Source organism: Shimazuella kribbensis DSM 45090 (genome assembly GCF_000428065.1).
GTDB lineage: Bacteria > Bacillota > Bacilli > Thermoactinomycetales > Thermoactinomycetaceae > Shimazuella > Shimazuella kribbensis.
This window is the reverse complement of record NZ_ATZF01000013.1, coordinates 71,762-94,230: the sequence shown is the minus strand read 5'-3', so window position 1 is coordinate 94,230 and position 22,469 is coordinate 71,762. Positions and strand designations below refer to the sequence as shown.

The 22,469-nt window shown below is 38.5% G+C and carries 23 protein-coding genes and 1 pseudogene; 6 read left to right on the top strand and 18 right to left on the bottom strand.

Translation table 11 applies throughout. The features are described 5' to 3' along the window. The 4 genes and pseudogenes from A3GQ_RS0116555 to A3GQ_RS24660 all read right to left on the bottom strand — a co-directional run. Positions 1–1,653 carry an alpha-helical endospore appendage domain-containing protein gene (locus A3GQ_RS0116555; protein ID WP_028778017.1) on the bottom strand — a complete coding sequence of 551 codons (1,653 nt, stop codon included), beginning with the start codon at positions 1,651–1,653 and terminating at the stop codon, positions 1–3. A gap of 27 nt (positions 1,654–1,680) precedes the next feature. Further along, complete coding sequence (locus A3GQ_RS0116550; protein ID WP_028778016.1) at positions 1,681–3,720, bottom strand: alpha-helical endospore appendage domain-containing protein; 2,040 nt, start codon at positions 3,718–3,720, stop codon at positions 1,681–1,683. 496 nt (positions 3,721–4,216) lie between these two features. Further along, positions 4,217–4,804 (bottom strand): GNAT family N-acetyltransferase, encoded by a 588-nt coding sequence (locus tag A3GQ_RS0116545; protein ID WP_028778015.1) that lies wholly within the window; start codon positions 4,802–4,804, stop codon positions 4,217–4,219. 146 nt (positions 4,805–4,950) lie between these two features. Further along, a pseudogene (locus A3GQ_RS24660) lies at positions 4,951–5,826 on the bottom strand (serine hydrolase domain-containing protein); the annotation flags it as partial. Between the two features lie 190 nt (positions 5,827–6,016). On the opposite strand from A3GQ_RS24660, the gene A3GQ_RS0116535 reads away from it, so the two are divergent. Continuing rightward, on the top strand, positions 6,017–6,598 hold the full coding sequence (locus tag A3GQ_RS0116535; RefSeq protein WP_028778014.1) for an LOG family protein: 582 nt from the start codon (positions 6,017–6,019) through the stop codon (positions 6,596–6,598). Positions 6,599–7,282: 684 nt separating this feature from the next. Here A3GQ_RS0116535 and A3GQ_RS0116530 read toward each other — a convergent pair. The 6 genes from A3GQ_RS0116530 to A3GQ_RS0116505 all read right to left on the bottom strand — a co-directional run bounded on the left by A3GQ_RS0116530 (position 7,283) and on the right by A3GQ_RS0116505 (position 12,984). Next, a complete protein-coding gene (locus tag A3GQ_RS0116530) occupies positions 7,283–7,462 on the bottom strand; it encodes a hypothetical protein (protein ID WP_028778013.1) in 180 nt (59 codons plus the stop codon). 504 nt (positions 7,463–7,966) lie between these two features. Beyond that, positions 7,967–9,484: an alpha/beta hydrolase family protein gene (locus A3GQ_RS0116525; protein ID WP_028778012.1), complete on the bottom strand. Its 1,518-nt coding sequence runs from the start codon at positions 9,482–9,484 to the stop codon at positions 7,967–7,969. A gap of 76 nt (positions 9,485–9,560) precedes the next feature. Continuing rightward, positions 9,561–10,325 (bottom strand): ABC transporter permease, encoded by a 765-nt coding sequence (locus A3GQ_RS0116520; protein ID WP_028778011.1) that lies wholly within the window; start codon positions 10,323–10,325, stop codon positions 9,561–9,563. Between the two features lies 1 nt (position 10,326). Beyond that, complete coding sequence (locus tag A3GQ_RS0116515; RefSeq protein WP_425423386.1) at positions 10,327–11,247, bottom strand: ABC transporter ATP-binding protein; 921 nt, start codon at positions 11,245–11,247, stop codon at positions 10,327–10,329. 125 nt (positions 11,248–11,372) lie between these two features. Further along, on the bottom strand, positions 11,373–12,281 hold the full coding sequence (locus tag A3GQ_RS0116510; protein WP_028778009.1) for a sensor histidine kinase: 909 nt from the start codon (positions 12,279–12,281) through the stop codon (positions 11,373–11,375). Position 12,282: 1 nt separating this feature from the next. Further along, positions 12,283–12,984, bottom strand: a complete 702-nt coding sequence (locus tag A3GQ_RS0116505) for a response regulator transcription factor (protein ID WP_028778008.1) — start codon at positions 12,982–12,984, stop codon at positions 12,283–12,285. Positions 12,985–13,330: 346 nt separating this feature from the next. On the opposite strand from A3GQ_RS0116505, the gene mgsA reads away from it, so the two are divergent. Continuing rightward, complete coding sequence (gene mgsA, locus A3GQ_RS0116500) at positions 13,331–13,711, top strand: methylglyoxal synthase (protein ID WP_028778007.1); 381 nt, start codon at positions 13,331–13,333, stop codon at positions 13,709–13,711. 106 nt (positions 13,712–13,817) lie between these two features. Here the strand turns inward: mgsA and speE are convergent, their stop codons facing one another. Continuing rightward, a complete protein-coding gene (gene speE / locus A3GQ_RS0116495; RefSeq protein WP_245596802.1) occupies positions 13,818–14,681 on the bottom strand; it encodes a polyamine aminopropyltransferase in 864 nt (287 codons plus the stop codon). A gap of 110 nt (positions 14,682–14,791) precedes the next feature. Between speE and A3GQ_RS0116490 the strand changes: the two genes are divergently transcribed. Beyond that, positions 14,792–15,250: a NucA/NucB deoxyribonuclease domain-containing protein gene (locus tag A3GQ_RS0116490; protein ID WP_037465278.1), complete on the top strand. Its 459-nt coding sequence runs from the start codon at positions 14,792–14,794 to the stop codon at positions 15,248–15,250. 52 nt (positions 15,251–15,302) lie between these two features. Here A3GQ_RS0116490 and A3GQ_RS0116485 read toward each other — a convergent pair whose 3' ends face one another. From A3GQ_RS0116485 to A3GQ_RS0116460, 6 genes are all read right to left on the bottom strand, one after another. Next, positions 15,303–15,518, bottom strand: a complete 216-nt coding sequence (locus A3GQ_RS0116485) for a hypothetical protein (protein ID WP_028778004.1) — start codon at positions 15,516–15,518, stop codon at positions 15,303–15,305. Between the two features lie 12 nt (positions 15,519–15,530). Next, positions 15,531–15,740, bottom strand: coding sequence for a hypothetical protein (locus A3GQ_RS0116480; RefSeq protein ID WP_028778003.1), 210 nt, complete (start codon positions 15,738–15,740; stop codon positions 15,531–15,533). Between the two features lie 265 nt (positions 15,741–16,005). After that, positions 16,006–16,341, bottom strand: coding sequence for a metal-sensitive transcriptional regulator (locus A3GQ_RS0116475; protein WP_028778002.1), 336 nt, complete (start codon positions 16,339–16,341; stop codon positions 16,006–16,008). Positions 16,342–16,576: 235 nt separating this feature from the next. After that, a complete protein-coding gene (locus A3GQ_RS0116470; RefSeq protein ID WP_028778001.1) occupies positions 16,577–17,662 on the bottom strand; it encodes a low temperature requirement protein A in 1,086 nt (361 codons plus the stop codon). A gap of 54 nt (positions 17,663–17,716) precedes the next feature. Next, the gene (locus tag A3GQ_RS0116465; RefSeq protein WP_028778000.1) at positions 17,717–17,992 is read right to left on the bottom strand and encodes a GNAT family N-acetyltransferase; all 276 of its coding nucleotides are present in this window, start codon (positions 17,990–17,992) and stop codon (positions 17,717–17,719) included. A gap of 18 nt (positions 17,993–18,010) precedes the next feature. Next, positions 18,011–18,421, bottom strand: coding sequence for a (4Fe-4S)-binding protein (locus A3GQ_RS0116460; RefSeq protein WP_037465276.1), 411 nt, complete (start codon positions 18,419–18,421; stop codon positions 18,011–18,013). A gap of 508 nt (positions 18,422–18,929) precedes the next feature. Between A3GQ_RS0116460 and A3GQ_RS0116455 the strand changes: the two genes are divergently transcribed. After that, positions 18,930–19,352: a hypothetical protein gene (locus tag A3GQ_RS0116455; protein WP_028777998.1), complete on the top strand. Its 423-nt coding sequence runs from the start codon at positions 18,930–18,932 to the stop codon at positions 19,350–19,352. Positions 19,353–19,525: 173 nt separating this feature from the next. Here A3GQ_RS0116455 and A3GQ_RS0116450 read toward each other — a convergent pair whose 3' ends face one another. Next, the gene (locus tag A3GQ_RS0116450) at positions 19,526–19,960 is read right to left on the bottom strand and encodes an Lrp/AsnC family transcriptional regulator (protein ID WP_028777997.1); all 435 of its coding nucleotides are present in this window, start codon (positions 19,958–19,960) and stop codon (positions 19,526–19,528) included. A 153-nt stretch (positions 19,961–20,113) separates the two neighbouring features. Here A3GQ_RS0116450 and A3GQ_RS0116445 point away from each other — a divergent pair, with 153 nt between their 5' ends. Together A3GQ_RS0116445 and A3GQ_RS0116440 are read left to right on the top strand one after the other, a co-directional pair. Then, positions 20,114–21,094 carry an oxidoreductase gene (locus A3GQ_RS0116445; protein ID WP_028777996.1) on the top strand — a complete coding sequence of 327 codons (981 nt, stop codon included), beginning with the start codon at positions 20,114–20,116 and terminating at the stop codon, positions 21,092–21,094. Positions 21,095–21,151: 57 nt separating this feature from the next. Next, positions 21,152–22,378 (top strand): MFS transporter, encoded by a 1,227-nt coding sequence (locus A3GQ_RS0116440; protein ID WP_028777995.1) that lies wholly within the window; start codon positions 21,152–21,154, stop codon positions 22,376–22,378. Positions 22,379–22,469: the final 91 nt, after the last annotated feature.

The window sequence follows — 22,469 nt, the reverse complement described above, 5'->3', positions numbered from 1 at the left end:
CTAACAGTAGTCACAAACACCTTTGACGGTTGATAATTTGTTTATCAATTTCTCCTCTAATTCGATCACTGCATCCAGCATCTGTTCTACGCTGTCATTCACTGCGATCAAATCACGAATCAATACAGCATCATCTTGGAAAGCCCGAGAGACCATTTCAACTTTTTCTGCCTCTGCACGAATAATATGGGCGATACCTTTTTCTGCTTCGGCTACAGTCTTGATAATCTCATTTTTGCTCTCTTCGCATAGAGGAGGTTCAATTACTTCAACGCCTGGTACATTACTTACACTTGTCGCAGTGGAGATAGGCAGATCAGGTCTGCTCTGAAAATCAAACGTCATCGAAGCTTTGTTGTGAACCACTTTACTTGGTGGTTCCTTAATAATTTTTGCTTGATACGTTATGATGATCGTCTCACCTACAGCGATCGTACCGACATTAACCCCTGCTGCGATATCCTCCCCCGGAAATGACACGCCGCGAACCCGCAAGCTATCAGGGAGATATTCTAACTCTGGGTCGAGGAAATCTTGAAAAATAATATTAGTAGCAGGCACAAAACCTTCATTCTTGACTTCTAGCGTATAAGTGACGATCTCCCCTACTACCGCCTTTTCTTTATCCGCTGATTTTGTCATTTTCACGATCGGGCTGTTGGCATCGAGCTGGACACCATAACCACTGACCATATACGTATCTCCTGCTGTAGCAATACGTACAACAGCTTGCCCTTGGCTATTTTGTAATGTACTGGATACATCCACATTGGTGATATCCCATCCTGAACGTCGGCCAAAAACATCTGAACCACTTGGTTGGTTTAATACACCTGCTGTTCCACTTGTATCCAAATACCCATCGTCATCATTAATTTGCGCTGCAAAAAAGTTACTTACTGAATTGTTGGGACCTGCGATCACGGAAAGCGATGAGGTATCAGGACCAAACTCAAAACGGTCACCTAGAATATCAGAATCACCCTCCATCGCGGTCAACATCACACGACCTTTGATTTCACCTGCTTCTAGCGTCATAAACCCAGATAAAATCTCATCCACAGGGGGATTATTCCTGTCGATCAGTTGAGATCCTGCATAAATATTCATATTCCGAATTTTCAGACCTGGATGCTTATATGCAACTGCTAATGTCCATCCAGCAGCATTGGTAGCTCCTGTTTTCGGGCGAACGGTACCGGGAACTCCACCTGTCGTATAAACCCCTGCTCCAGCCGCTTGCACCAAACTGGTCACATTTGCTGAACGACTATAAAATACTTGGCCATAAGCCGCTGGTTCTTCTCTTGCTGTCAATGGATCTGGGCTTATGGTAAAAATACCAGTAGGTGTCGTAAAAGTAACCGCAGAATTTAATGATCCTACGACATTTTCCGAATCGGAATTCGTCGATCCACCCCACATCAGTTCCGCATAGAGCACTTCTGCATCATCAACCATCCGCAATACTGCCGAAGATGAATTTTCTTGCCAATTCATCGTACTTCCCGCTGGATATCCACTCACTTGCTTGGATGTGTCAATCGTGATAAATGCTCCAATATCATTACCACCATCGGAGTATCCCAACGAATTACCAGTAAACGTCAATTGACCATTTGTCGTTTTCGTAAAGCGTTGATAAAATGGCATGCTTCTCTCCTTTTGCTTTGCATCACGTCACGAGCAACAAATTTCCTTAGCAACATCTAATTTTTGTTTGAGGACATTTTCCAGCTGTGCAATTTTACGAGTGACCCGCTCAGCACTTTGATTGATTCTAGCTAGTTGATTAGCGGTTATTCTTCCTTCAGAAAAAGCCTCTACTGCTGTTTTTACTTTCGTACTTTCAGCTTGTAACAATCTAGCTAATGCCAATTCTTGTTGCGCCACGGATTCAAAAATTTGATTTTGTGCTTTCTGGCATTCTGTTAGGATCACTGCTGTAATAACATTGGTTGATTCTGTCTGGGAAACTACTTCACTTCCAGGTTTTAATTGATAGTCGTAATTCACTTCTGCTTGATTATCTACTTGAGGTGGGAGTGGAGCGAGCACGGATACTTGGAAAGTGATTTCCACGCTTTGATCTGGAGCTAGGGAACCAACAGGGATACCAGATGTAAGATCACCAGCCACCGCAGTTCCGTTCACTTGAATACTACCAGGAACCAGTGTTGTACCAACAGGGATCACATCTTTGACCAAAATGTTGTTTACATCAACATCACCGTTATTGGATACCAAGACGGTATATGTGATAACTTCATTTTCTTTGTCGTATACGGATTTATCTTCCATTTTCACAGCATCGACTTGTACTCGTTTGATGATGGTCTCTACTTCATTGGATTCATTGGAACCATAGCTGACAGGCAGACTTGGAGCGCTATGAAACTCATAATCTAGTGTTCCTTTGTTAGGAACTTTGCCACTTGGGGGAACAGACGTTACTTCAACTTGGAATACGATTTCTACTGGTCCTTCAATCGAAACGGAACCAATAGATACACTTTTGGTAGGGTCTGCTGTCGGTTGAGCGATCCCATCTATTTGCAGACTACCGGGAACAAACGAGACACCTGCAGGCAATTTATCCGTAAAAATGGCATTCTCCGCTTCTACCAATCCATTGTTAGAAACCAAAATAGTATAGGTCAAAATATCTCCGACAACAGCAATATCTTTGTCAACCGTTTTCTCCATCTGTATATCTGGGCTGTTTACATCGATTTGCAGACCGAGGCCAGATAAGACAAAGCCATCTCCCTTGGTAGCAAGACGAGCAATTGCAGATGTCTGAGATGTGTCCATCGCACTAGAAACATCAACGTTGGTAATATCCCAGCCATAACGATTGCCGGATTGTTTTTGACCAGGAGTTACATTGTTTGTACCAGCTGTCCCATTGGTGTCCAAATTTCCATTATCATCATTGATTTGAGAGGCGAAGAAATTATCTGCTAAATTATTCGGCCCAGAAATCACTTGCAAACTGCTTGTATCAGGACCAAATAAAAACTGATCTTTGGGAATGAAACTATCACCTTCAATCGCTGTCAATAACGCACGTGCAGCGAATGGTTTTGAATCGGGGGTAGCAAAACCAGAAATGGTTTGATCGACAAAGCCAGTTCGGTCGATCGAGGCAATACCTACAAAGAGGTTCATATTGCGTAGAGCTAGAGAGATATCTTTATAAATAACTGCTAGTGTCCAACCAGCAGCATTACTTCTACTTGGATGGAGTACCGTTGCGGGTACACCACTGACCAAATAAGACCCAGCACCACTGTTTTTCACGATATCTGTAATATCTGCAGAACGGATATAAAACACTTGTGATTCATGGGTGACCTGCTGGGCTGTTGCAGGATCTGGTGTTATGGATTGAAATGCTCCTAATGAATCCATCAACGTAACGGGAGAATTGATTTCACTCGTGACATCTTCTTTTCCTGATTTGGTCGATCCGCCCCAAATCAGTTCTGCATATAACACTTCACTGCCGGTAAGGAGATTGAGATAAGCCATCGAAGAATTCTTTTTCCAATCGAGCGTACTTCCAAGAGGGTAACCAGGTACTTGCAGAGAAACATCGAGGGTTAGAAAAGCGCCAATGTCATTGTAGATGGTATTTAACTCGCCATATCCGAGCGTATTACCAGTAAAAGTCATCGCGCCTTTCGTCGTTGTTGAAAACCGCTGAAGCAATGCCATCCACTTCATCCTTTCAGGAAAGTAATGGGAAAGAGGGTGTCTGGTCTAAGGTGTTTTTTCTGTTAAGCATACGAAACAGCCCGATTTCGGGCATAGGAGTATCACTATTATCTCCAGCGCATATTCAATTGTGGCATATCTTGCAAAGACATTAGCCTCGCAAAACAGAATAAGTAATTCCTAGGTATATTGTAACATATTGTAAGAATAGGTTGTCAACCCAGAAAAAAATAAATTATTCTATAAAAGTAAGAATTGTATAATTATAGTAGATAGTGTATCATTTACTTAGGAGAAATCATTTAAGACAAAAACACAGACCACTTTCAAATAAACTCATAAATAAAAGTAAAAAACCTAGATCTATGATCTAGATTGAGATGTAAGCATATAGGGTCAGCTTATGATAGTCATAATTTTCAGTTTATTAACTTTGTACCTCCCCACCTGAATTGGATATCAGATGGAGAGACACTCCGGTGAGGGTTAGCGTACCCTACGCGGCCGCGAGGTAGTCCTCACGCAGCATGGCGAAGTTCGCCATGTCACGATACACCCCGTCCCCGCAGTACATGTGCTTCCGTCGGACACCTTCGTTGATGAAGCCCAGCTCCATGGCCGCCTGGAAGGATGCGCCGTTGTCCACGGCGATATCTGCCTCCAGACGGTGGAAGCCGGCCGACATGAACGCCCACTCGGTCACCGCTCGTGCAGCGGTCAGCGCGATGCCCTGACGCTGAAGCTTGGGTTCGATGAAGACGTATGCCGGCTTGCCGCGACGGTGCGGCTTCACGATGTCGGTCAGGGAGATGGCTCCGATCACGCGTTCGTCGTGACGGATCATCCAGGGGAGACGCTTGCCTTCCAGGCACTCGTCGATTCCCTTCTGGATGTGAGCCTTCGCGCTCTCGAAGTTGAGGACGCGGTTCAGGAAGTACTCCTGGACCGACTCGTATCCCACAGCGAAGAGGAAGTCGTAAGCCAGATCCATGTGGTACGGAACGAGCTCGAAGTCGCCTGCACGAAGGATGAGTCCACCGTTCAGAAACACGTCGGGGGCCGGGATGGAAAGCTGTTCGGTCACGGTACTCCTCCAATGGAGTGTTGAGTCTGCCTTTTTGGCTAGTACTATTATATCAGATAAAACCATAAATGTTCATTTTTTATATCTATATATTCTAAATACAACAAAACCCAGATATTCATTGATATCTAGGCTTCATCTCTATCTTATTTTGTTTGAGCTCCCAAAAATCCTGATACAATCAATTGTTGACTTAGTTTAGATTGCTCTGAGCCCTTTGCATCAGTGGAGTTGATCGTATATACCATCTGACGTTGACCATCAACTGTTCCACCTACTCCATTTAGGTAGCCATCTTTGGCACCAGTTTTGCCCCACATGATGACATTGCCCATTTTGAATTTCCGCAAACCCACGGCATAGTCTGTTTTTCCAAGTACATTTCCTTTGTCATCTACGCTAGGAATTGGTGTACCGTCTTGCTTTGTTGGGATTGTAAATAGATTTTTTTGAACATCGGCAGGTAATAGGTCACCTGCTAGTAGTGAAGAGAAAAACTTATCGATATCTGGAGCTGTTGAAATCATATCTCCAGAAGCAAAATTTAACGAAGGGCTCCATTCGGTAACGTCTACTAGTTTGGTAACACCATTTTCCATTACTTTTTGATAACCATGTGTATGGGCTCCACGAATCTTAGGATCATAGATGGATGGTACATAGGTATCTTCTAGTTGCAATGGTTGGGCTATTCGCTTTTTCACTTGATTGGCAAAGCTATCTTTGGTTACTTTCTCGATGAGCAATCCCGCAACAAAATAGCCCGTATTTACATAGTGTTGTTTGGTTCCTAGAGTAAATTCAATTGGGTTTTGCACAGCTAATTTCACATAATTTTCAGGTTTCATCGCATCAAAGCGATGTTCATATTGATACTCAAAGCTTTCATTTATTTTTGGTTTTGGTAAACCACTTGTATGATTGAGTAGTTGGCCAACCTTGATCACTGGATAATCTTCTGGGAGTAGATCTGGTAAATAGTATTGAACGGATTTATTCAAGTCTAATTTCCCTTCAAAAGCAAGTTGGAGAAATAAGAACTTTTTTCATATATATAACCTCGTTTTCGTTTGATAAATTCATCTTAAAGAAAAAGATATTATTCTGAAATGAGCTAAAGTTCTATTTTCTTTTCCGACTCTGGTCCGAGATCGCCTAATCATATACCATAAAAGAGTAGAGTTGACGATAGCTTCTAGGAGGTTGATACACATGAAATCGTTAGCTGTATTTTGTGGATCAAGATTTGGCTCATCACCTATTTATCAAGAGGATGCACAAAAACTTGGTCGAGAACTAGCCAAAAGAGACATCATGCTCATCTATGGAGGCGCAAGTGTTGGTGTGATGGGTGCTGTTGCAGATGCAGTCCTAACAGCAGGTGGACAAGCTACGGGAGTTATCCCTTATTTCCTCGAGAAGAAAGAAATTGCATATAAAAACTTAACAGACTTGATCATGGTTGATTCTATGCACGAACGAAAAGCAAAGATGGCAGAACTCTCTGACGGCTTTGTCGCTCTGCCGGGAGGACCAGGAACATTAGAAGAGTTTTTTGAAGTCTATTCTTGGGCTCAGTTGGGACTTCATCAAAAGCCATTTGGACTATTGAATAGTAACCATTATTATGATCCGCTTATTTCCCTCTTTGACCATATGAGAGATCAACAGTTTTTACAGGAAAAGTACCATTCTATGACATTAGTGGATACAGACCCTGCGGGATTGCTGGATCAGTTTGCATCCTATCAAGATCCAGATGTAAAAACGTATATCACGGAAAAACAAACCTAAGATAAAACAAATAAAAGAAACAGAGCGGCTATTTTCACACTGCTTCTTTTCATCATTCCTTACTTTTTTAAGTTAAAGGTAATCTCATGTGTTTTTCCTTTGCTACTTTTAGTTGTTACCTCAATCGTAATGAGATTTAAATTTATTATCTTAACCGTCTCGTCACTGCTGACAAGGAATTTGAAGCAGTTTTATCCAATGTTATTGTTACTTTTCCTTGCAACTGCATAAGATCTGAGACTGCGAGCTTCAGTTGAAAAACACTTTCAAAAATAGTACATCTTCTATTTCTTGAAAATAAAATAATTCCAATATAAATTAACAGTAGTTATCCGATCACACGGAACATAGTTTCGATTTTTTATATGGAATAAAGATGTTTCTTCATACTCTAGCAATCCTTTGACTAAATACGATTAAAAAAATACAAATTCAATTAAAATCATAAAAAACAATTGACAAAGCATCGCAGATAGAATAAAAATAGAGAATAAAAGAAATCGCTTTCAGATAAAAATGAAAAAAAGACAGCTTTATTTAGGTGCGATATTATACTTGTTTGCACCTAAAGGAAAAACTGTCTAGCGGTATGATTATTTTTCTGTTTGTAACGGGAAAATTAGGTAGTCAAACGACAGGATGACAAACGAAGATGATGAGGGAATAAATCTCGAGAAGGAAAAACTAGAATTTGAAAAAAGGAATAACACGTAACCAATTGGTCCATTTTAGTCTACTGCCGTTATGCTTATGACCAGATGGTGTAGTTGATTCCAATTCAGATGCTGGAATGTTTTTCACTTCACGATAAATACTTCTTTGGATGTCGTTTGTATGTGTTTCCAAATGAAAATAAGTTTCCAAGTTGTTCAATCCTTTCTTTGGGTTGTATTTTTATTCATTGAACCTTTATAAGACTAATAAAATTATGCCGTTGCGTCAATACAAATTTCTTAAAATTAGCCATTTGGTATTATTTTTATATAATTAAGATATACTTCTATACATAATTATGGTAGTAGATTGCAAAAAAATAAAATTACCAAAGATCGGGAAGGAAAAACTTTGGATCCCTCGAGTATTTACTTCTATGTTAATAGACAACGTAAATAAGGATACAAAGGAAAATCCGTTTTCCTTCATATCCTTTTGAAAGTATTCCGCATAAACCATATTTTGCTCTTATCTCAAATAGTTTAGGATCATAGCTGGTGCCATTGTTTGTTAAAATCCTATTTATCATGGGAGTTTCGTCCGGCTTTATTTTTTAATATTTCTAAATAGTTAAATTTTAATTAAGCCAGTGTCCCCTCGAAGAAGAGAGAATGTGAAATCATACCTCAGATATTGGAGGGCTATATTTATTACTTATTTCAAATCTACTTTTTTCAGTTCCGAATACCTTTTAACCAAGGATTCCAATGAATCTTTGGTATCACTCTTCAACTGTTGGTCAAAAAACGATAATGTTAAAGAATTCGTGATTTTAAGGCATTTTATCGGATCTGTTTTCCCAGCTATACCTATTAGTTTGCGTAAATTGCTGTCACCTATAAAAAGGCCAATATCTGTGAATTTCATGTGATCGCTACCTTCAATTGTATATAAATTCCCAGACTCCTTAAGTACCTCAGTAAGTCCTATTACGTTTTGTTGTGCTTTATTGTAAGCCTCCCTATATGCTTTCTCGCTTCCATAACTATCAACCATTATTTTTTGATCTTCAACAGGCATATCTTCGAACTTTTCTAAAAGGCTTTTTCGATTCTGAATCGTTTGGATATGAAATTTATCACTGGCCAGCATTAGAAAAGGCGCCATATCCTTCATGTTCTTTTTAGGAGTGATAAAAACTCTACCGTCTAAATTAATTGCTGCCTTAACCCTACTATTATTGATTGCCAAATTATATGCTACTGCACCACCAACAGAATGACCTATAGCACCTATTTTATCAAGATTTAACTTTCTTTTAAAAATAGAACTAATCTTGCCTTCGTTCATTTCATCTAACTTTCTAATTACATAATTAGAATCATCGGCCATGATTTGAGTAATTATCTCCCCAGGTTCGGGCGTTTTGAAGTCTGTTGTAGCATCTTTATGTGAAACAACTCTATCAGGGAAAACCGTACCTGTTGATGCATAGGTATGGTCGATAACCACAACAATATATCCGTGGCTTGCCAAATTCTCGCTCAGGGACGTTTGAACTTCCATTGTATCTCCTGCTCCATGAGAAAACAGAATCACAGGGTAATTTTGTTGCTTTTCTGATAACTGTAGATTTTCTTTTGAATTCGTTTTTACTAGGTTTAGATGGTCAAACATGAAATCAGGCATATTATGGTTTATTGTAAACAACCGTATAAGTTCGTGTGAATTGTGAAAGTAAGGAGAAAATGGTTTGGAATCATCTTTCTTTGCAGGATAATAAACTTTAACCATCAGCTCTCGTTTTTGAGTCGATTTATACAAGAAAGGTTCAGTACGGTTTTCATCAACAAATTGGAAGTACTTCATGCCCACATCATAGCTGCCTGTTAGCTTTGGAATCGTAAATACAGGAAGGGCATACGCCAGATAAGATGTACACGCAAGAAAAACCAGGGATAGGCTTATTACGGTAACCTTTAGTGCTTTCGGGAGTTTGGCATCGACAAATCTTTTGTGTGTTTTTGCTAAAGTATACACAATAAATAAAATGACAAAAACGTAAGAAAAAGCCATCTGATAACGCAATCCCTCAACTATACTATGAATAAAAAGTACAGCTGTATTTACACCCGCAACTACTAACCAAACTATCTTTGACTGCTTTTTAAAACCTAGAAAAAATAAAGGAAATAAATTTGACACAATTAAAACCATTTCAAATATTCTCATTAATATTCCTCCGTTCATTTATTTTTAAAGTACATTCGTACATCCTTGATCCCTCTATTTAAAGAACCTAATTAAATCAAGTTCCACTGTGTACATCCGCCCGGTTGTAATATACAATGCAAAAAATGAGAGAGATGATGAAAGTTAATATCAGGATCGTCAGTGCAGGTATTACATAAGGATTCGGGCCGCTTTGAGCTATATCTTGGGCAAGATCACGAACAGGCCAATAAGGAGTCAACCAAGGAAAAAGGATGCTAGACATACTATGTTTTGCTTCACTGATTCCTGCGAAGAGTGAGACAATCACCCCCAAAACAGCATTGGGCATAATGCTCTTTCCTACCATACTTAAGGCCGCCGCAGTGGGAATGGCGCCAAACGAAAGTACACAGATCATGATGTTCATTTTCATACCTAACCATAATACTGGAATATCTAGGGTATGCCGGATTAGCAGTGTGGAACCAATCGCAAACACAAATGGCAGTGCAACAGTTATCACAATGAGCGACAATACTACCAATAGTTTAGCTATGAGGAATATGGTTCGCGAAGTTGGATATGAGAATAATTGATTAATCGTGCGTTCCTGGTACTCACGTGCTACCACATATCCTGTTATCAAAGCGAACAAAGCAGGTCCAAATACGGACAACACCATCCCTTGATGGTAAAACATTTCCTGCATATCCAAATCTATTGGAGTCCCATCGGAAGATATTTTTGGTAATAAAGCCATTGAGCTCACAAGGCATGCTGGTAATACTCCCAAAAGAACCAGCCAATAAATTTTTGTTTTTCTGAGTTTCATTATTTCAGCATGAAAAACACGAAACAAATTATTCCCCTCCAGTGATTTTGAGAAAATAGTCTTCTAGGTTATCCCCTGAAAGCGCAATCTCCTTTACACCAATACCATTATTAGTCAGTGTAAGATTGATCTTTGTCGACTGATCCAGATGTTCGTAAAGGCGCAAGATACCAGGTTCGGTTACAAAGTAATCAGTCACTCCAAGCTTTTGTTCCAATACATAGGCCGCCCGTTGCTCATCAGTAACTTTGATTTCAAGATAGTGTCTAGTCCTTTTCTGCAAGGTTTCGTGGTCTATTTCTTCCAGAAGCTTTCCCTGATGAATAATCCCGACTCTGTTAGCCACCTGTTCGATTTCGTTTAACAAATGACTGGAAATGATAATAGTTATGCCACGTTGCTTGGCAAGATCCAAGAAGAGTTGCCGGATTTCCTTAATTCCCCCTGGATCCAAACCATTGGTAGGCTCATCCAAGATCAGTAATTCTGGACGGTGAAGCAAAGCCCGTGCAATTCCCAATCTCTGCTTCATCCCCAAGGAATAATTCTTCACTTTTTGATGTTTTGCATCATGCAGACCGACAGTGGTCAGAACCTCATCCATGCATTCCTTATTGCCCATCCCCATAAGACGACGATGAATCCCTAAATTATCTACCGCACTCAGATTAAGATAAAACCCCGGATACTCAATAATCGCACCAATGCGCTCCAGTGCCTTGTTCTTATTGCCATTTAGCCCTGTTCCAAATAACTCGATCTCTCCTGACGATGGTCGGATCAATCCCATGAGCATCCGCAGAGTAGTCGTCTTACCAGCACCGTTTTGCCCCAAAAAACCGTAGATGTCTCCGGCTTTAATATTCATGTTAAGATCATGAACCACCACTTTATCCTTGTAACGTTTTGTTAAATGATATGTTCGTAAAACATAATCCAAAGTTATCACTTCCTTCAAAGCCTACTATAGACGAGAGACCTAACAACCCATATAAAAATCCCTTACAAAGTCCTTAAATTTATATCCATATAAAAATCCGAAGGAAAGTTTCTCGAACTACTCTGCAAGGAGATCTAACTCTTAGATAGACAAAAAGAAAAAACTGTTTTCTCATTTGGAGTACTGGTTACCGTAATTCGACCACCTTGTTTTTCGACCAGATTTTTCGTAATGGTCAATCCGAGGCCAGTCCCTTGAAGGGAAGTATTCCTCGAAGCCTCTCCGGTATATAGTCGCTCGAAAATATGAGATATGTCTTTAGCTAGGATTCCCTTGCCCCTATCCCAAACATCTACCCAGACAAGGCTTTCTTCCTCACGAAGAGCGATTCCTATCTCCTTACCATCTTGACCATAGCACAAAGCGTTGGACAGCAGATTGTTTAAGATACGTCGCAAGCAGACTTGATCTCCTTTGACATAAAGAGGTGCATCCGGGATTTTGATCACAGGTATAATTTCAGCCTTTACAAAGTCAGGATAAAAGCCAAGAAGAACTTCGGGTACGATTTCTACTAAGTCGACTTTTCCAAGATTCAATTCGAAATCATCCGCTTCCAACTTTGCCAGTTCAAAAAAGTCTTGTAATAGTACCAGCAAGGAATTTCCTTTTTCGGAGGTGATACGAAGAAAATCTTCTCTTTCCTCTACTGTCAAGGTAGCATCATGTTTTAACGCCTCCATATATCCTAGTAGAGAGGTCAATGGAGTACGTAAATCATGTGAAATATTGGCAATCATCCGTTTACGCTCTTCCTCCAGAAAAGCGATCCGTTCAAAACCGTTCTGGAAGTAATCTACTAGCCGATTTAACTCTCCCCCCAAGTCTTCTATGTCCTTTTGAGATGTGCGTAGCCGATAACGCAGATTAAGATTACCTGTCTGAATTCCCTTCGTGATCTGGGTTATCTTTTTTATTTCACAAATTAATTGGAAGTGGCGAAACAGGAGTAAGCATAGGAGTACAAGAATTATAATCAGCATACTAACTCCCCTCACCTAGTTTATAGCCGAATCCCCACACGGTCTGAATATAAACAGGATTAGATGCATCTTTCTCTATTTTCGCTCTGAGTCTATTGATATGAACCATAACTGTATTGTTATCAGTCATACTATCTTCCTGCCAAACGGCTTCGAATATCTGGGATTTAGTAAAAACACGCGTGGGATTTTCTAGAAATAGTTTTAAAATACCAAACTCCTTGGCAGTCAAAGGCTTTTTCTGTCCACTCAAGGTGACCTCATATGTACTCGTATCGAGTTCCAAAACACCATGCTTTAAAACCTTAACTTCTGTTCTAGTAGTATCCGCATTAAAATTCATGTGCCGACGAAGCTGAGCTTTGACCCTTGCGATTAGTTCTCCTATCGTAAATGGTTTGGTCATATAATCATCCGCTCCAAGTCCTAATCCCAGTATTTTATCTATTTCTCTATCTCTAGCGGACAAAATAATCACTGGGATAGTTTTCTTTTTACGAATTTTACGCAAGACCTCCTGTCCGTCCACTTTAGGCAACATCAAGTCTAAAATGATGAGTTGGTAATCATGCTTGGAGATATATGCGAGTGCATCTTTTCCGTTATATACCGAATGTGTATGAAAACCCTCTTTATTCAAGTATCTAGAAACCAATTGGTTTATTTCGACATCATCTTCGATAATTAAAATTCGAATATTCATTAACTACCTCCATTACATTATAATTAAATATTAATAGTTCTCTTCTCTTTCTTGATGATTTCAACTCACTAAGTAAATGTTATAAAACAATCTATCGCAAAAAAGAAGCCTGAAAAAGGCATCTAGTTAAGAATTAGTCGCAAGCTACCATTACCTGCTTCAGATAATGGATAAAAAATACCCCCCCTATTGGGTTTGTTCTTTCAGACTAAAAAAAGCATGCCATGCACCAACAACCAAATAAAAACATTCGATTTACCCATACGTTCATATATAATAACCATATAGTTTTCCGTTTTCCTCATCTCCTAATCCAAATATAATAACCACAAAATGGGGGATTACATTGAAGATAGCATTGGTAGCACATGATAAAAAGAAAGTGGAAATGGTAGAGTTTATGGTGAAATATGAGTCCGTTTTTCAACCATACTCGCTTTACGCTACAGGAACAACTGGAAAACGCATCATGGAAGCGACTAACCTAGACATTCATCTATTAAAATCGGGGCCGCTTGGCGGGGATCAACAGCTTGGTTCGTTGATTGCAATGGGTGACTTGGATCTTATTTTTTTCTTCCGTGATCCACTAACAGCACAGCCCCATGAACCAGACATCAGCGCTTTGCTTCGATTGTGTGATGTCTACGGTATACCATTAGCAACAAATTCATCCACTGGGACATTATTGGTGCAAGCTTTGGAAATTGGATGGTTAATGAAATAAAAACACAAAAAGCAACCATGTAATTCAGGGTTGCTTTTTTTACATAGAAAATAGACAAAACAAATAACGAGAATGGAATAGCATTGCTAGTATAATGTAGAAGAGGCTATTTATTATCAATCAAATTTAACTTATTTTGAATAAATACCGGTAATAACATACAGCTATTCACGATTTCTTTATTCACATATTTGGTATCGGTAGGCAAAAGATCAAAGGAAACGTGATGGTGCTTTTTGGAACCAAGCGTAAAGCTCCAAAAACCGCCAGGATAGGTTGGAACGGTAGCTGTATAAAGTTGATGATGAGTAAAGAGACCACGAATATATCGATAAGTCTGTACCATAATATCGGAATGAAACAAAGGTGATTGACTTTGACAAACCATTAATCCATCTGATTTCAACGCTTTGAATATATCTTCATAAAACTCGTGACTAAAAAGCTGTTCTGCTGGCCCAATAGGGTCAGACGAATCAACAATGACGACATCATAATGGTTTTGATACTCTTTCACATGAATCAATCCATCTTTGAATAAAAACCTCACTCTTGGATCAGATAAATCACCTGAAACATCTTGCAAATAAGCTTTGCTCCACTTCACTACTAACTCATCAATCTCAATCATGTCGATGATTTCGATATTTGGATACTTTGCAACCTCTCGAGCTGCGCCGCAATCTCCGCCGCCAATAATGAGAACTTTTTTTGGGTCAGGATGGATAGATAGCGGAACATGCGTGATCATTTCGTTATAAATATGACCATCCAATGATGTCGTTTGTACTACTCCATCTAAAACCAACATCTTACCAAAATCATATGTATCTACAATCATGACATGCTGATAATCAGACTGTTTGGAAGCGATAACTTTTTTTACACGATAACTTACTTTTAGGTTATTCCGATCGTTTTCCACCAACCATGTTTCTCCATTGATCTGCTGAAAATATTCCTGCAACACCACTACCCCTCCTCTTCCATATCCTATTATTTTAATACAATCTTCCTACTATAAAACAGATACCAAATTGTGACACCCTATACGAAATGAACTTAACAGGAGAATTTATGATGTACAGAAAGAAAACCCTATATTGGCTAATGGCTTTTTGCTGCTTGTTGACTATTTCCATCTTATCTTCTTGTAACCTATCCAATCCAAAAGAAATACCAGCTCAAAAACAAAAGGAAACCCCATCTATTGATAACGTTATCGTTATTGATTTTCCGTCAGATAAATACCCATCAGTAGCCGATCACATCAAAGATGCCATAAGAAAGGGAAAGCCTAGTACTTGTACCATCGATCGAAAGGGAGCAGATCAAAACCGCGATGACTCATTGGCAAATGTCCCAACTAAAAAAGGGTATGACCGCGATGAATTTCCTATGGCTATGTGCAAAGAAGGTGGAAAAGGAGCAGATATTCGCTATATCAAGCCAAAAGAAAACCGTGGTGCTGGATCTTGGTTCTCCAACAAAGTGAGAAAATACCCAAATGGAACCGTTGTAAAGATCAACGTCAAATGAATAATATTGGATCTAGAAGAACAAAATCCACTACTTTTGTAGTGGATTTCAACTATCTGCGGGATCTACGCAAACAATAGCGGGCTGACAACCCTGCCAAGACTGGTAGAAGAATAGCGCCAATGATCTTCCCAAAATTTTCAGCTGGATCTGAACCACTAAATCCGCCAGCTAAATTCCGAATTGCTCCTAGTGCAAAAAGGACAGTCAGGACAACCAATACATACCCCAATACTCTCCATCCTCTATGACTCTTTTGCTTAGACATTCAATCATCTCCTTACAAATAATAGGAAATAAAAAATATAGAAAATAATACCGGGCGACTGTCCCAAAGAACAGCCGCATGGAACTCAATCAGTAAACTTATCCAGTACACTCCTGAGTTCCAGCCACGGTTCCCTCTCCCCATATCTTTGATGGGAGAGGCATAATACATCGAACAACTGGCCCCAATTGCGTGAACGGCAAGGGCAACTTTCCTACCCATGATCTTCCCTTCATTACATGCCGAATGAGACTTAGTGTTATTCTATCGAAAAACGAAGAAACTCGTAATAGTAATTTTACTTGTTTATCCTTTTACGCGGTGAATGAAACAAATCGAAACTATTCGGGTTTCGTCAACAACAAAAATACTTCTCCCAATGGGGAGAAGTTATGATGCTTGCATATGCTAAAATGCCTCGGTTTTCATCAAACTTATGTAATAGGTCAGAACCGACAAAAAATTCTAAACCTCTAGTCAAAAACGATTACTTGATCAGTTTACTCATCGTAATAAGAAGCTCATCAATCACTTCTTTGTCTCCGTCTTGAAACCGATCTACCACACATGATTTCATATGTTGTTCGAGTAGTAATTTTCCAACACCATTTAAAGCCGATTGAATAGAAGCGATTTGATTTAATACATCATCGCAATAGGTATCTTTTTCGATTAACCCCTTCACTCCACGTACCTGACCTTCGATACGATTTAACCGATTGATCAAGTTTTTCTTTACTTTATCGGAGTGATGGCTTTTCCGCTCATCACCAGCATGACAAGATTCTGACGATGTTACATTTGTGTTTTCCTGTGTATCCATTCGGATTCCTCCGTTCAAGATGGAAAATATAAGTAATACTACTTATTATAGCATAGTCCCTTTTCTATAAACCCTTATATATTTGAATATTTCTATTATTTATATAAAATCAGTACATCGAAAATAGCACAAAGAACAACTATAAAAACAATAGCCAGATCAAAATAATAGAAAGAGATCTGGCCATTGCTTTGCTTATCCATTAACCATTTCTAAAATACGTAAAATGATTCCGCTATGAGGTTGCCTTTCTAAAAAGCATGAAAAAGATACCGATTTGAATAAATACAATGATGATCGGAACTGTTACCACTAAATCAAAAATCAAAAACAAAAGGAGCAAACCTATCAGTAAACAGAAGTGTCGAATATATAATGGATGCCTTTGGACTTGGTATTTATGAAAAGCAAAAGTGACAGAAACAACATATAGCAATATTGCTGCATAAATCATAAACAACAAAAATAGATAGTTTATCTCATACAAAATAGTAAGTTGAACAATAGCTCCAATCACACTTAAAGATAAGGATAGAAACAAATGTCCATATATAATGGATTGTCCAGAAGATGCTAAATTTTTATTTACCTTCTTCTCTAAGTGATCATAATATTGCCACCACATGGCTACCACAAGTGCAAATGACACAACAGCAAAAGAGACGATTTGCCAATTTAGGTTATCTAATTTAAGGATTACAATGACACTAACAATGGACTCTCCAAATAATATGATGGTGAACAATCCAAAGCGTTCGAACAAATGAGGCAAATGGGTAGATACTTTCTTTAGATACTTCCGTCCGAGTAACGGTAGAAGAATATCGATGAAAATACCTATATATAAAACCAAATATTTTATCCATGTATCAAAAAATAAAGAACATAAAGAGATACCAATGCCGATTAAAAATCCATAACCTAAGAACAATGCTGTATCTTTACGTGCTCCATGTTCTCGTTTACTGACCCACAAGTATTGAAAAGACGTTAAAAATCGAATCCCCACATACCCTATTAAAAATATTAAATAGTACTTATCGAAATCAACATCTAAACTGGCTGTCATCACTAACACAAAAAACATTTGTGTCACCATAAATATTCGATGCTTCGCGGTGTCTTCCCCAAATCGGTTCATAAAAAGAGATTGTCCCACCCACGCCCACCAGATGGGGACAAATATTAAAAGGAATTTGAATAAATATTCGGAAGGTATGACTCCATTTTTCTCATGCACCAACACATGAGTTGCCTTAGCAATCGCTGCTACAAAAACCAAATCATAGAAAAGTTCTAACCATGTCACCTTTTTAGCCATGAGATTTTCACCTAACTCGCTATTAAACTGGACAATATAGACCAAAAAACTGTATTACTTATTTAAAATATCTTGGTACTCTATATGTTTATCTATCTCCTTTTTTGCAAAAGGGCATAAAGGAATAATCTTTTTATGCTCTTCGCGTGCATAGTTCACGATATGGCTGACCAATTTTTCTCCAATACCTTGGCCTCGCAATTCATCAGAAACATAAGTATGATCAACAATGATACGTTCTTCTCCAGTTGGAACAAAATGTATCTCTGCTAATGTCTGGTTCTCGTTGTTACTGATATAAAACTTATTTGTACCTTTTTTAATTTCCATCCTGATACCCCCCCATTGTTATGATTTACAACCTCCACTAAGATCACAAAAAGGCTTATTTTTGGACAAACCACATCCGCACAGAGAGGCCCTATTACTCTCGACAACTTCATTACCTATTTGAATCGATAAATTTCCTCTAAGGTAAATAACATCTGATGGCTGTTGTTCTATCATCATCGTTTCATTGTCATAATTCTCTTGTTCACTGTTGTCCAATCTTGTATATTCCAATGCGCCACTTGGACATCGTTCAATAATTTCAGCAATATTAGCAGCAGTTGCACCATTCACATTAATCCAAGGTCGTTTTTTTGTATCAAACACGTCTGGTAATCCCTTTACGCAACGTGCAGCATGGATACATCGTTTTGCATGAAACCGAACTTTCATATCCTCATTGAAATATTCCTTGAAATCTCTTCCCAAAAAATCCACTCCCTTTAACGAAGTTTCCAGTCATGTAAAGGAACCTTTGATGTTCTCTTTATCCGATAATAATTTTTACTTGATTCGTCATTTACTCCTATCATAACAGACAATATGAATGATTTTTACTTCAAACGTTCTTTTATCATTATCATCTGAAATGCATCATTTAAAAAAATATGTGTCATGACCAAAAAAGAGCAATCTATCGAAATCAATAGTCCATATTTATAAGAGAAAGAAAATCTATCGCTATAAATAACCCTTAAGCAAACATAATTACTTTGCGGTCTATCAAACGAATCTTGTCACTGGTTTTTTTAAAAAATATATTAGACAATTTAAATACACGTTTAATACCCACAATTAAGATAGTCCATAAGGGAGTACTTTTTGAAACCTATAAAATAACCACTATCAAGTAGAGTAGTTATCGAAGCCATATCGATAAAAATATTACACAAAAAGGTTTAATAGTGTTAAAATTGTAAATATGGTTATTTGATAAATGAATGACTTAAAAATACATATGATGGAGTGGATGTTTGCTTTGAAAAGATTATTTTCTTTGGTTTCATTATTGCTTGCGTTGTTCACATTGAGTTCTAATGTGTTTGCAGATGAATACGCGACGCAAGTTTTTTTGAGCCCTGGCTCTTCTAGTAAAACTTCAGGAAAAATATATTTGCAATCAGGCTATAAGATGAAGATCAATGTGAATAGTTATTCTGGTCATAAGGTTTACTACAAAGTATTTTCACAATCGACTGGAAAGATTATTAAAGATGGATACGTAGCATCAGGAAAGTCAACTGCCCTTGACAATATAGGTGGTCCAGTTGGCTATTATCAGATAATGCTCAAATGTACAACAGGATCAGCTGTATATAAAGATTGTGATGCGGAAGGATATTTATCCGCACACTATTAATAACTAAAACATAATTAAAAACAAGAGGCTATAACACAGCACCTCTTGTCAGACTGAAGCAGTATTTCAATAATGAAATACTGCTTTTTAGTTATCACAATATGTCCCTATCTTAGGTTTGTTTTTCCAAATCAATCACATAATCACGAATATGTCAGTATCATGGACTCCTTTTATTCTTCCTCCATCGATAGTACTTTTGATTTCATAGGAGAAGACAAAACGGTCATCGTTGTTGTAAAGCCATACTGACTGCATTCATGAATAAACCGATCCAATGTTTTTAGCGATGAAGTCATCACTTTTAAAATAAAGTTAAATTCCCCGCTCAATTGGTGCATTTCTACTACTTCACTTGACTGCTCCCCAAAGTCAAAGAGTTTGCCACAGTTATTTGCTTTTACCAAAACAAAAGCGGTTACGTGTTTCCCTAGTTTTTCTGGTTCCAATACAGTTTGGTAACCTAAAATCACTCCTTGATCCTCTAATTTTCGAACTCGCTCACTTACCGCTGGTTGGGTCATGTTGATCATTCGTCCCAACTGTGAAATGGTCGTCCGCGCATTCTGTTGTAATATCTCCAATATTTTTGCATCAATGTGATCCATTTCAGCCCCATCCTCCTCTATCTTCAACATTTAAAGTTATTATTTATTTTTACTTATACATTTAAAGAAAAGAAACCCAAACGCCTTTGTTTTTCTATGTAATCCATACGATGAAACCAGTATGATAGAAATACAAACAAAGGAGGCAACGATATGAAAATAAACATTCATACTCCCATGAAAATTGGTAACTTAACACTAAAAAATCGTTTGATTATGTCACCTATGCAACAATACCAAGGAACAATTCAAGCATTTGCTACAGATCACCATATCCAATTTTATAGCAAACGAGCTGGAAAAGTTAGTCTAATCATCATAGAATCAACTGCAATTTCACCGAATGGACGTCTCGTTCCCAATGACATTGGAATCTTTAGTAATGAACATATAGAGCCTCTCAAAAAGATTGTGGATGCCGTTCATGCAAAACAGACTCCTATTTTCATTCAACTTTCTCATGGTGGTAGAAAATCTGCTCCGGAAGTAACCAAACATTTAATTGCACCCAGCCCAATCGCTTATGATGAAAATTATGGCATCCCCAATGAAATGAACCATACCGATATCAAAAATATCATCGAAGATTATCGCTTAGCAGCAAAAAGGAGCTTAGCAGCAGGTTTTGATGGGATAGAGTTACATTTGGCACATGGATTTTTACTGCATGAATTTCTATCTCCATTATCCAACAAACGAACAGATCCTTATGGTGGGTCCATCCAAAATAGAGTTCGATTGATTCAAGAAATATTAGAAGCGATACGATCTGTGACTGGAAATCAATATCCTATTATCGTTCGTGTCTCCGCTTCTGATTTTGATCAAGATGGTCTGACTCCAGTAGAAGTTGCTAATGCATTAACTTACATCGAATCTCTGATTGATGCCATTGATGTATCATCAGGTGGACTACTCCCAGTTCAACCGCTTGCTGCACCAAAAGGGTACCAAGTACCTTATGCATCGATTATCAAACAATTTGTTCAAATTCCTGTCATTGCTGTAGGCAAGATCCATACCAAAGCATTCTCGAATTCTATTTTAGCAGACAGACTTGCAGATTTTATAGCAGTAGGGAGCCCTTTGCTTGATGATCCTCGGTTTGTAGATAAGATGATAGATGAAAATTAATATTTTTTGAATATTGTTAATAATTAATTTTATATGCCGGCTAGGAGGGCTTATCAAATGTCCACTGGAAAGAACATAAGTATATCAGAAAACCATTCCTTAGTAGATCATATCTCTTCAAATACATCCAAATCGAATCCATTGCCGATCTGGAAACTAATAGCTTTATCGATGGCCGGCTTTCTCGCAATACTGACAGAAACCATGCCCGCAGGATTATTGGTTCAGATCGGCAAAAGTCTTGATGTTTCCTCAGCACTAGTCGGTCAACTTGTGACACTTTTTGCCGTTGGCTCGGTGATGGCGGCTATTCCACTTATCGCAATTACACGCAGTTGGCCCAGAAAGCGAGTGCTATTAATGGCTTTAAGTGGGTTATTTGTTATGAATATGTTAACAGCTGTATCGACCAACTATGTACTGACACTCATTATTCGTTTAGGAGCTGGAATGGCAACTGGACTGATCTGGGGATTAGTTGGTGGTTACGCAATGCGTATGGTACCACAGCATTTACATGGAAGAGCTCTAGCGATTGTGATGGTGGGACAACCTATTGCTTTATCTTTGGGTGTACCATTAGGAACTTGGTTGGGAACCATTTTGGATTGGAGAATAATCTTTGGTATCCTCTCTCTTCTTGCGCTTATTTTAATTATATGGGTACTCACTTCCATCCCTGACTATCCTGGTCAAAAAGTACATCAACAGCGCCCGTTGCATACTATATTCCTGCTTCCAGGAATTCGCACTGTGCTTTTTGTGCTCTTTGTTTGGATATTGGCACACAACATTCTCTACAATTATATCGCACCATTCATGGGTTACCATAAAATCGCTGATCAATTAGACTTTGGTTTATTCATTTTTGGCATCTCATCTGTAGTCGGTCTATGGGTTACTGGTTTGTTGATAGACGGACGAATTCGAAAATTGACACTTATTAGTCTTGCTGTCTTTGCCTTGTCTGCGTTATTTATGGGTATTGGAAAAGAAATGCCCATATTGATCTACATCGGAATTGCTGCTTGGGGATTAACGTTTGGAGGTGGACCAACATTACTCCAAACGGCAATGGCAACTGCCGCAGGCGAAGATACAGATGTTGCACAATCTATGCTCGTAACGGTGTTCAATATCGCCATTGCGGGTGGAGGTATTGTTGGTGGAATGCTTTTAGTCCAATGGGGAGCAGGATCTTTTCCATGGGCACTTTCTTTATTAGGTCTAATTGGTTTGGTTACTGTCTGGACAAGTAAACGACATGCTTTTAAAAATGAATAAAAGCGATGATAAAACTCAAAAATCAATCAAAGAGAATGATGAAGAGTTAGAATAAAAAACAATAAGTGTATAAGGTACAAAATCAAGGGGG